This is a genomic window from Candidatus Aminicenantes bacterium (assembly GCA_011049425.1).
GTDB lineage: Bacteria > Acidobacteriota > Aminicenantia > UBA2199 > UBA2199 > UBA876.
In genome coordinates this window covers 17,008-28,474 of the sequence record DSBM01000113.1, presented here as the reverse complement: position 1 = coordinate 28,474, position 11,467 = coordinate 17,008, and the positions used below count along the sequence as shown (strand labels likewise).

Genomic DNA, 11,467 nt, shown 5'->3' with positions numbered 1-11,467 from the left:
TGCGCCCCCACCTCCATCATGCGCCGCAGCATGTCCATGTTGTAGGGCTGACCCTTGATGGTATGGGAAAAGAACACGTAAGCGGTGTCCGGTTGGAAAAGTTCGGCGGGAATCTCTTTGACCGCGAACACCACCCGGGCGCGACTCAGGTCTTCGCTGATCTGTGCGCCGGCGGCGCGGTATTCATCGTCAGTGAACACGCGGATGGGAGACGGTTGCACAATGGTGTGCACGCCGTGGGCCTCTTTCAACCGGCGCACGTGATCCGGAGTCAGGGGAGCCCTGCGCTCCCACTCGTTCTTATCTTCCCGGCGAATGCCGATTACATGTTCCATTTTCGCTCCTGAAACCTGGGTACTTTATATCTTCTATCAGAGAGAATCGACCGCGTCAATGAATCGCCGCCGATTCAACGCCGCCTCACGCGTTTTTCGATTTCCTCCAGGGAAATGTGAACCAAGATGGGCCGCCGGTGGGGACAGAACTCGGGATTCTCACAGGCGAACAGCTCGTCCGCCAGGCGCTGCATCTCCAACAGGCTCAAGGGCTGGTTGACCTTGATCGCGGCTTTGCATGCCACACCGGCAAGCGAGAGGTCTCCCCCGGTTTCCACTTGTTCTTCAGCCGGTTGCAACGCCTCGCGCAACGCGCCGGCGACTTCGGCTTCGGCCAACAGGCGCGGGTAGCGGCGCACCGCCACACTGGCGCCCCCCATGGGCTCCAACTCAAAGCCCAGTCCGGCCAGGATTTCGCCTTTCTGCGCCAACAGGCCGCGTTCCGTGGCCGACAACTCGATCAGCATGGGAAACAGGGGTGCGGCCGATTCGACCCCTTGATCCGCCGCCTGGCGGCGCAGGCGATCGTATATCACCCGTTCGTGGGCGTTGTGCTGGTCGATGAGCAGCAGCTCGCCGTTGCGTTCCGCCACGATATAGGCGCTGCGATACTGGCCCAGCACGCGGACTCCACCGGCATGCGGACCGCCCCCGGGAAAAAGCAACAGGTTTTCGCGTACGTTTCCCGCGCTTCCCGCTTCCGCTGCCTGCGACACATCCGCTCCTCCGCTCCAGGCCGCATTCCGTACAAACGCCGAGTAACGTCCCGGGGCGTCGGCCGTACCCGGATGCGACGGAAACGCCGTTTGATTCCCCATGGCCGCGGCCACGGCATGGTACACCAGGCGAAACGCGGCCTGGTCGTCCCGGAACCGGATCTCCAGCTTCATGGGGTGAATGTTGACGTCCACGTCCTCGGCAGAGACTTCAAGCAGCAGCACGGCCACGGGATGCCTGCCCTTTTCCAGAAAAGGCGCGGCCGCATTGTGCAGGGCGGCCATCAGGGTTTTTTCCCGCACCGGGCGGCGATTGACGAAAAAATACTGGCGGCGGCGGTCCGGACCGCCGCCGCGGGAACGGCTGACCAGACCGGTACAGGTTGCGGTTTCGCCATCCCCCATCACGGGAACCAGCTCCGCCGCGGTTTCCCGCCCCAGCACCTGGTAGGCTCGTTCCAGCAGGCTGTCCACCCCGGGATAGCTGAACACCGAACGCCCGTTGTGATCCAGGTCAAAGCCGACTTTCCACCAGGCCAGGGCAATGCCCTCCAGCCAGGAGACCACGCGGTTGGTTTCCGTGCGCGCGCTCTTGAGGAACTTGCGTCGCACCGGGAAGTTGTGGAACAGATCGCTGACCGTAATGCGGGTTCCCCGCGAACTCGATACCGTACGCAACCGCGGCTGTCCCCCGGGCTCCAGGTCCATCTCAACCCCCGCGCCTTCGGTTTCGGCGGAGACCAGTTGGATTCGGGCCACTTCGCGCAGAGAGGCCAGGGCTTCCCCGCGAAAACCCAGGGTGGTCAATTGATCCAGGTCTTCGATTCCCGACAGCTTGGAGGTGGAATGGCGCTGGAAAGCCAGGGGGATGTCGCCGGCGTTGATACCACACCCGTTGTCGCTGACCCGCACCCAGTGGCGGCCGCCGTCTTCGAGTTCCACGTGGATGTGGTCGGCGCCGGCATCCAGGGCGTTTTCCACCAACTCCTTGACCACGGACAAGGGGCGTTCCACCACCTCTCCGGCGGCGATTTTGCGATACACGTCAGGCGGCAATTCACGGATCCGGGCCATGCCGCATTGTACCACAGATACCTGCACAAGGGCCAACAGCGCGGATTTGACAGCATTACGCGCGCGGATATATAATCAGATCCGGAAAATGGCAACAGAAGTGTTGAAAATCACCAAGTACGGTGAACCGGTGCTGGCCGCACGCGCCCGCGAGTTGGACACCGTCGACGACGATTTGCGCCGCATGGTGGAACGCATGCGCCTGACCATGTACCAGGCCAACGGCGTCGGCCTGGCCGCGCCCCAGGTGGGTGAAAGCATCCGCCTGTTTGTTTTTGACCTGACCATGGGCGAGGATCCCGATGCTTTCCACGCGTTCCTGAATCCCGTGATCCTGGAGGCGGAAGGCTCCGAATCGGACGAAGAGGGTTGCCTTTCCGTACCGGGAATCAACCTGGGGGTCGAGCGCCACACCCGCCTGCTGCTTCACGCCGTGGACCTGGATGGCCGGGAGTTCGAGCGCGAATACCGCGACTTTGAAGCGCGGGTGATGCAGCACGAAATCGACCACCTGGACGGCCACGTGATCCTGGACCGCGTGTCACCGCTGAAACGGAGATTGGCCCGGCGCGAGATCCGCCGCCTGCAACAGAATGGCGCATGGTAACTCCGTATTTTTCGGTACCGCGGAAGTGGGCCTTCCTTTCCTGGAATGCCTGCTGCGCCACACCCGCCTGCGCCTGATCATTACCCAGCCCGACGCCCGGGGCGGGCGCAACCGCCGCAACCTGGAGCCCCCGGTCAAGGCATTCGCCCGCGAACACGATATCACCTGCATCCAGCCCGAGGTGCTGCGTTGCCCGGAAACGGAAGACCAGATCCACGAAGCCGACCCCGACCTGGGAGTGGTGGTGGCCTATGGCCGCTATATTCCCCGGCGGGTGGCGACGATTCCCCGCCGCAACACGATAAACGCCCACTTCTCATTGCTGCCGCGCTGGCGGGGTGCCGCGCCGGTGCAGCGTTGCCTGGAAGCGGGAGAATCCCGCACCGGTGTCACGTTGTTCGAGATCCGGCCGCGCATGGACGCCGGCCCCATCTGGGCGTCCCGCGCCCTGGATGTGGACCCCGGCGAAACCGCTCCCGAACTGTTCGGCCGCCTGGCCCCGGCCGGATCCGACCTGCTGGCGGAAACCATGCCACGAATCCTGGAGGGAACGGACTCTCTCCGTCCCCAGGAACATGACCACGCCACCTTCGCGCCGCAACTGCGCAAAGAGGAGGGACGCATCAACTGGGACGCGCGCGCGCGGGAGATATTTAACCGCTGGCGGGCTTTCCAGCCCTGGCCCGGAGTGTTTTTCGAGCTGGACGGCCGGCCCGTTAAAGTGATCACCTGCCGCCCCATGGACCTTTCCGAAAGCCCTCACCCGCCGGGAACCGTGCTGGAAACCGACCGGGAACGCATGCAGGTGGTTTGCGGTTCGGGGTCGGTCCTGGAAGTCACCCGCATCCAGCCGCCCTGCAAGCGTCCCATGACGCCGTATTGCTTTGCCCTCGGCAATGCGTTGCCAAAACGACTGCCGTGAATGCCGTCGCCCTGGCCTACCGGATTCTATTGCGTTTTGAATCCGATTCCCAAACCAACCTGCGCCGCCTGCTGCGCACGGAACTGGAGCCCCACGGCGGCGCGGCCGGCGCGGCCCCCTACCGCATGATCGCGGACACCATCCGCCACAGCCGGCGGCTGGATTTCCTGCTGGACCACTGGTCCAATTTGCCCGCCGCCCGCATCGATCCGGAAACACGCGTGCTGTTACGACTGGGCCTGCACCGCCTGCTGGCGGCGGATTCGATTCCGGACCACGCCGCGGTCAACGAAACCGTAACCCTGGCCCCGGCGCGGGCGCGCGGGTTTGTCAACGCCCTGCTGCGCCGCGCGGCGCGTGAGGGCGCCGCGGCCGCCGCCGGCCTGGTGGAATCAATTACCGACCCGGCGATCCGTTATTCCATTCATTCGGACCTGGTGACGGAAATCCGGCGCTTCCCCGTACCAGAGCAGACAATCTTGAGCTGGCTCAACCGCGAGCCGGTTTTCCACCTGGCCGCGGCCGCGGAGCAATCCCCGCGCGAACTGGGCACGCGCCTGGAGGCGCTGGCACTGCCGCATCGCCGCGTGCCCGGATTGTCGCTCTTCCAGGTGGACACCGCGGGGCCCGTGCTGCGCGCGCTGGTGAACCCGGGTCACGCCTTTTTCCAGAATACCGCCTCGCGCCTGGTCAGCCTGGCCGCGGCCCGACATGCCCGCCATTCCGTATTGGACGCCTGCGCCGCCCCGGGTACCAAGAGCCTGTCTGTAAAAAGCCTGCGCCCGGAGCTTGTGCTGGTATCCAACGACCTGCGGTACCGACGCCTGACGCGGCTTTCGAAAACTCTCGCGGCCGACCGGCGACCCTGGTACCGCACCTGCTCCGATATGCGCCGGCCGCCGTTCAAGGACGCGTTCGACCTGGTGTTGCTGGACGCGCCCTGCACCTCGGTGGGAACGGCTCGCAAAAACCCCGACTTGAAACTGCGGGTGGGGCGGGAACGCATCACCGCCCAGGCGGAGATTCAGAGGGAACTGCTCGAGGCCGCCCTGGATCGTTTCCCCGGGGCGCGGATTCTCTACGCAGTGTGTTCGTTCTGCCGCGCCGAAGGCGAAGGGGTCATGGAACACATTCGCTCCCGGCACGAGATCGAGACCATCGACCTGGCGCCCTGGGCGCGGGCGTTGGGATTCAAGCTGTTTTCCGAAGGCACGGGCATCACCCTCCTGCCCACGGAAGAACTACAGAACGACCTGTTCTATCTGGCTTTAATAAAGTTGAAAAGTTGAAGAGTTGAAAAGTTGAAAAGGGAAGAAGTAAATAAAGTTGGAAAGTTGAAAAGTTGGAGAGTTGTAGAGGCAGGAAGTTCGAAAAGTAGGGGCGAAAAATTTTTCGCTCGTACACCATGCCTTTTGCCCCTCGCCATTGGCCTGATTTCCCATTTCCGTGTGTTCCGTGGTTTTATTGAATTTCCGGTTCATGGGCGACCCGCCGGTCGCCCCTACACCTGCCACCTGTTTCCTGCCACCTGCCTCCCGCCTCCTGACACCTTTGTTCTTCCTTGCCGCCTATCCGTGGTTGTCGTATAATGCGGATTGTTACTCCCGCTCCGGTTCATCCGCCGGGGACCAGCGAGGTTTTCTATGATGTCATTGCAATCTTTTAGCGTGCGCGCGGAATTACCGCCCGAACTGGCCGGGTTGCGCCGCCTGTCCGCCAACCTGCGCCTGCACTGGAAACCGGAAGTATCCGCCCTGTTTCAACGCCTGGACCCCGGGTCCTGGCAACGCAATCGCGGCAACGCCCCCGCTTTTTTGGACCGCCTGGAACCGGATCGCCTGCGTGCCGCCGCCGCCGATGCGGAGTACGTGGCCGCGGTGACGGCCGCGGCCGACGAGCTGGACGCCCACCTGGCGGAAGCGCCCCAACCTGAAGTGGCCTATTTCTCCATGGAATACGGCCTGGCGGTCAGCCTGCCCCTGTATGCCGGCGGCCTGGGCATTTTGTCGGGCGACCACGTCAAGTCCGCTTCCGACCGCAACCTGCCGCTGCTGGGCGTGGGCCTGCTTTACCACCAGGGCTATTTCCGCCAATCGCTCAACGAAGCCGGCCAGCAGGAAGAGCATTACCCGGAAGCCGACCTGTCCCGCTGGCCCATCCAGGCGGTGATGGAGCCGGAAAACCCCGAAGAGCGCCTGGTGATCAAAATGCGCTGGCCTGATCGCGACGTTTACGTGCAGGCCTGGCGCCTGGACGTGGGAAGGGTTCCCCTCTACCTGCTGGACACACGGCGGACGGAAAATTCCGAAACGGACCGGCGCCTCACGGACCGCCTCTATGGCGGAGACCGTGAGTACCGTTTGCAGCAGGAGATGCTGCTGGGGATCGCCGGCACGCGCCTGCTCGACCGCCTGGGGATCAATATCGCCGTGTTTCACCTCAACGAGGGCCATTCCGCTTTCGCGCCTTTTGAACGCATGCGCCGGCTCATGGAGAAAGAAAAACTGTCCCGCCATGAGGCGCAGCAACTGGTGGTCCACAGCAGTATTTTCACCACCCATACACCGGTACCGGCCGGCAACGACGTGTTCGATTCCGGCCTGATCATACGCTACATGGGCGGGTTCGCCGCTGAACTCGGCCTGCAGCCCCAGGAATTCCTGGACCTCGGACGCATGCGCCCCGACGACGGGCGCGAGGGCTTTTCCATGACCGTGGCGGCCATCCGCCACTGCGCCCGCGTGAATGCCGTCAGCCTCCTGCACGGACGGGTCTCCCGGCGCATGTGGCATACCCTGTGGCCGGGTGTGCCGGAAAACGAAGTCCCGATTGCGGGAGTCACCAACGGTGTGCACCTGCGCACCTGGATCTCGGAGGAAATCGATTCCCTGCTGTGCACCCACCTGGGAAGGGATTGGGACCGGCGCCAGTCTGAAAAAGAGATGTGGCAACAGGGCGTGGACAAAATCCCCGCCGCCGAATTGTGGCGGGCCCGGGAAACCGCCCGGGAGCGCATGGTCGCGCAATTGCGCCGCCGCGTGGCCCTCTCCCTTAGCCGGCACGGCGCTTCCGAACACCGGGTCGCCGCCGCGCGCAATATCCTGGACCCCCACCGGCTCACCATCGGCCTGGCGCGGCGGTTTGCCACCTACAAGCGCGGCAACCTCATCCTCCAGGATCCCGGCCGCATCCTGCGCCTGTTGCGCCATGAAACCACGCCGATCCAGATCCTGTTCGCGGGCAAGGCCCACCCCCTGGACGGCGACGGCAAGCAGATCATCCAGCAGATCGTGCGTTTCCTGCGCGATCACCACCTCCAGGACCGGGTGGTGTTCGTGGAGGACTACGACATGGAAGTGGCGCGGCAGCTGGTGGGCGGAGTGGACGTCTGGCTCAACACCCCGCTCCGGCCCCTGGAAGCCTGCGGCACCTCGGGCATGAAAGTGGCCGCCTGCGGCGGCCTCAACCTCAGCGTGCTGGACGGCTGGTGGGACGAAGCCTTTAACGGTGAAAACGGCTGGGCCCTGGGTGCCCGGCGCATGCAGCCGGACCCGGGGGTTCAGAACGCCCGCGAAGGCCGTGAATTGCTGGAGATCCTGGAATCCGACGTGGTGCCGCGCTTTTACACCCGCGATGAAAAGGGCATTCCCGCCGGCTGGGTACAGATGATGCGCGCCTCCCTGGCATCCATCCCGGCCCGCTTCAACACCCACCGCATGGTGGACGACTACGCCTCCATGTACCGCGACGCAGTTGCGGACAGCCACGCCCTTTCAGCTTCGGACTACACGCCTCTGAAAAGCTTTACCCAATGGCGTCAACGCCTCGGCTCCGATTTCGCCGCGGTCCGCATCGTCGATACCGATTTCGATGTATCGTGCCCCCTGCCCCACGGCAAAAAAGTACCCGTGGCCGTTACCGTGGACACAGCCGGCCTGTCTCCAGCCGAGCTGCGGGTCAGCCTGATGATCCGCCCCCTTGAAGCAGGAAAAACCGCTGACTTTTCATCGCTGACACTCATTCCCCAAACCAGAAAACCCGCAAAAACCGTGCGCTTCACGGCTGAACTGGAGCCGCCGCTGCCGGGTGATTACGAAGCGGCTGTGCGCGTGACACCCCGCCATGACCTCATGGTCAATCCGTATGAACTCTTCATGTCGGTTTGGAGTTGAAAAGTTGGAGGGTTGGAAAGTTGGAGAGTTGAAGTACCCTTTCGGGCATAAATACCCAGAGGGCACAAGTACCCAGAGGGCACAAGTACCCAGAGGGCATAAATCACCGCTCACCACTTCGGTCCAGACCCATTGCGGTCCTCGACGTCTTAAGCTGGCCATGGTGGATGTTCGGGATGTTTCCGAGGCCATCTTTCGTCTTCGGGGAATACCCCTCAGCCGACCATCCTGTCTCAGACCATGGGTCCCCGGAACCTGCGTTTGCGTTCGCTTATGCTTTATGCCCTGCGGGTACTCATACTCACAACTGCTTACTGATTTCCAATATGTATTTACCCAAACAAAACGCAATAGATCCAAAAGTTGAAGGGTTGAAAAGAAGTGGAATTAGTTGGAATGAAACAGGGAACCTTGTTTTTTCTTTCGACTTTAGGCTTTCAACTTTCGACTAAGAGCCCCCACCTTCTTCAAGTTCTCGCTCGCCATTCGCCCCGCATTAAGTTGACTTTCGCATTGCCTCCGCATAGTATTTCTCCATAAGGAACATGCGTAATCGCAACCAATCCCGGTTCAGCTTGTATCCTGAGAAGGCCGGTTAAGAGAGGGATAAGGTCATGACAGAGCCAGGCAACGGTGAACAGTTGAAGCGATATGCCGAGGACCTCAACCAGACCATCCGCGAGCTGAAACAAGCCAACGCGAAACTGAGACGTCAGGTTGAAGTCGAAGAACAGGCCAGGCTTGTCCAGCAGAAAATGATCCATTTCAACAAAATGACCTCTCTGGGCACCCTGGCGGCAGGCATCGCCCATGAAATCAACACCCCCATCAGTTACATCCTGGGCAATTCCCAGATCCTCCAGGAATTGTGGCAGGACGTGGAAAAAGTTTTGCGTGAAACGGTCGATAATCCGGAAAAACTTGTGTTGGCGGGCATTCCATTCGCCGATATCAGGGAGATGATCCCCAAAATGCTGCAGAACAACATCCAGGGAGCTCGACAGATCAATACGATCACAGGCAAGCTCAAGGATTTCAGCCGCCGGCCGCCCGACACCAGGGGCCGGACCGACATCAACCAGGCCCTTCAGTATGCCGTAGCCATACTGGACAAGAAAATCCGCAAATGCACCAATCATTTTCATTTCAAATTGTCCAAACAAGTGCCTCCGGCCAGGGGCAACATCCATGAGATTGAGCAGGTCTTTGTCAATATCATTCTGAACGCGCTTCAAGCCCTGCCGGATAAGGCCTGCGAAGTTTCAGTGTCTTCCACGTTCGCAAAAAAAAGCAACGAGATCCTGGTAACCATCAGGGATGAGGGAAAAGGCATGGAAAAGGCCGTTCTGGATCGCATCATGGAGCCGTTCTTCACCACGCGTGAGGAAAGCGACGGAACGGGGCTGGGCATGTATATCGCCTATGCCATAGTGGAAAAAACCGGCGGCAACCTGGAAATTTCCAGCAGGCCGGGCATGGGCACGGAAGTGACCATTCGCCTGCCGGCCGATAAAGTCGAGGCATGAACATGGATCCATCCGCAACGAAGCAACCGTTGGTACTCCTGGTGGATGATGAAGACCCTATCCTGATCAGTTACAGCTTCCTGCTGAAAAGCGCCGGCATCAAACACGTCGCCACCCTCAGCGACCCGCGCAGGGTACTCCCCTTTCTCCATGAAAATGACGTGACCGTGGTTGTACTGGATATCGATATGCCCCATATATCCGGCCGGGAATTGCTGGAACGTATCCGCGAGGAGCTGCCGTCAGTTCCCGTTATCATGGCCACCGCCGCCAACGAAGTGGACACGGCCGTGGAGTGCCTGCTGACGGGCGCCAAAGATTACCTGGTGAAACCGGTCGAAAAAGGCCGCCTGATTTCCAGTATTCAGCAGCAGCTCGAAGTCCGTCACCTGGAAAACGAAGTATCCGCCCTGAAGCAGTCACTCCTCTCACGGAAACTGACACACCCGTCCGCTTTTTCGAACTTCATCACCGTCAGCCCGGAAATGCATTCCCTGTTCAAATATATCGAAGCCATTGCCGACTCCCCTTTTCCGGTCCTCGTCCTGGGAGAAACCGGCGTGGGAAAGGAACTGATCGCACGCGCCATTCACCTGTGCGGTTCCAACACCAATGAACTGGTCGTGGTAAACGTTTCCGGACTGGACGACACCCTGTTTACAGACACCCTGTTCGGCCACACCCGCGGTGCGTTCACGGGGGCGGCCTCGTCACGGGAAGGCTTGATCAACCGGGCCGAAGGCGGAACCCTTTTCCTGGATGAGATCGGGGACCTGGGCATACCCTCTCAAGTCAAGTTGTTGCGCCTGATCCAGGAAAAAGAATACTACCCGTTGGGATCCGACATTCCCCACCGGACGGATTGCCGCATCGTGGCCGCCACCAACCGGGATATCCGCACACTCGTGGATAACGAAAAGTTTCGCAAGGACCTCTATTACCGCTTTCTTGCCCACCAGATTCATGTCCCGCCGTTGCGGGAGCGCAAAGAAGACATCCCCCTCCTGTTTTCCCATTTTATTCGGGAAGCGGCACGGGATTTGAAAAAGAAAATCCCCTCCCATCCACCGGAGCTTGTCACCCTGCTCAAAGCCCACGCTTTCCCCGGCAATGTCCGGGAACTCCAGGCCCTGGTTTACGACGCCATGTCCCGCTACGAATCAGGGGTTCTCTCCATGTCCAGCTTCAGGGCGCTTATCGAAAAGGAAGGCGGGTTGGGAAAAACCGAGGTTTCCGATGAAGACATGGGGGATCGAATGGATTCCCCGAATGGATTCCCCACCCTGAAGCAGGCGGAAACACACCTGATCGCGCGGGCGCTTGACCAGGCCGGAGGCAACCAGGGAGTCGCCGCTTCCCTGCTGGGGATATCCCGACAGGCGCTGAACAAGCGCATCCAGCGCGACAAAAAGCTCAAACCACCTGATAATTAGTATTCCGGGACGCGTATATCAAACCTTGAATCATGCGGATATGATTCCGCATCTCCATCTTGAAACCGCCGACAATATCACCGGCTTCATTTTCCAGGGGATTGACGATTTCGTAAAACCGGGAGGATATCAAGCCCGTTTCAATGGAAAGGGCCATGGCCAGCGCGTCGGCATGTGAAATATCAGCGTGCCAGATGTTACGGGTCTGGGCTTTCAGGTAACCCAACCCGGATCTGACGGTTTCCACGGCAAAGCGCATCATATTGTAGCGGTACGCTCCGGCCTCGATTTTGCTCAGGCACAACCGCAACCAGTCGGCGTACCGCAGTTTGGGCAGGGCCAGATCCAGCCAGAAGTCCTGATGAGCGGGAAATTTCACGCTGTAATACGTATACAACTCGGAAAGACTTTCCTGATAATCCGCCATCAGGTTGATTTTCTGCTTCTGCCAATTGGATAACACCATGGCTTCCTCCTCGCGGACGCACAATCCGCCGCAATCCGTCTTGCGAATACATCTGGCCAGCACGTGGCGTTCCAAAACCGGATAATTCCCGAAATCCCATCCAGGAAAGACTTTTTCCACTTACCTCCGAACCAAACCGATTCAGAAAGGATGCGACAGAAGTTGACGGCAAACCATCATGCGCAACAGGGGGGGCTTTTCTGCTGCGGAATCGAG

Annotated in this window: 9 protein-coding genes; 6 read left to right on the top strand and 3 right to left on the bottom strand. The window is 60.6% G+C overall.

The window, feature by feature from the left end; translation table 11 throughout:
- Window positions 1-335 (bottom strand): hypothetical protein (locus tag ENN40_07300; protein ID HDP95148.1); only part of this gene is annotated, 335 nt, incomplete at its 3' end.
- A 74-nt stretch (window positions 336-409) separates the two neighbouring features.
- Complete coding sequence (gene mutL, locus ENN40_07295) at window positions 410-2,125, bottom strand: DNA mismatch repair endonuclease MutL (protein ID HDP95147.1); 1,716 nt, start codon at window positions 2,123-2,125, stop codon at window positions 410-412.
- A gap of 88 nt (window positions 2,126-2,213) precedes the next feature.
- On the opposite strand from mutL, the gene def reads away from it, so the two are divergent.
- The 6 genes from def to ENN40_07265 all read left to right on the top strand — a co-directional run bounded on the left by def (window position 2,214) and on the right by ENN40_07265 (window position 10,785).
- Window positions 2,214-2,732, top strand: coding sequence for a peptide deformylase (gene def / locus ENN40_07290; protein ID HDP95146.1), 519 nt, complete (start codon window positions 2,214-2,216; stop codon window positions 2,730-2,732).
- Window positions 2,719-3,654, top strand: coding sequence for a methionyl-tRNA formyltransferase (locus ENN40_07285; GenBank protein HDP95145.1), 936 nt, complete (start codon window positions 2,719-2,721; stop codon window positions 3,652-3,654). Before def ends, ENN40_07285 begins: the two co-directional genes overlap by 14 nt.
- Window positions 3,651-4,943: a hypothetical protein gene (locus ENN40_07280; GenBank protein ID HDP95144.1), complete on the top strand. Its 1,293-nt coding sequence runs from the start codon at window positions 3,651-3,653 to the stop codon at window positions 4,941-4,943. Before ENN40_07285 ends, ENN40_07280 begins: the two co-directional genes overlap by 4 nt.
- 354 nt (window positions 4,944-5,297) lie before the next feature.
- The gene (glgP, locus tag ENN40_07275) at window positions 5,298-7,826 is read left to right on the top strand and encodes an alpha-glucan family phosphorylase (protein HDP95143.1); all 2,529 of its coding nucleotides are present in this window, start codon (window positions 5,298-5,300) and stop codon (window positions 7,824-7,826) included.
- 614 nt (window positions 7,827-8,440) lie between these two features.
- Window positions 8,441-9,352, top strand: a complete 912-nt coding sequence (locus ENN40_07270; GenBank protein ID HDP95142.1) for a HAMP domain-containing histidine kinase — start codon at window positions 8,441-8,443, stop codon at window positions 9,350-9,352.
- Between the two features lie 2 nt (window positions 9,353-9,354).
- Window positions 9,355-10,785: a sigma-54-dependent Fis family transcriptional regulator gene (locus ENN40_07265; GenBank protein HDP95141.1), complete on the top strand. Its 1,431-nt coding sequence runs from the start codon at window positions 9,355-9,357 to the stop codon at window positions 10,783-10,785.
- On the opposite strand, the gene ENN40_07260 is transcribed toward ENN40_07265, so the two are convergent.
- Window positions 10,766-11,371: a hypothetical protein gene (locus ENN40_07260; protein ID HDP95140.1), complete on the bottom strand. Its 606-nt coding sequence runs from the start codon at window positions 11,369-11,371 to the stop codon at window positions 10,766-10,768. The two genes, ENN40_07265 and ENN40_07260, sit on opposite strands and share 20 nt — an antisense overlap.
- Between the last annotated feature and the right edge of the window lie 96 nt (window positions 11,372-11,467).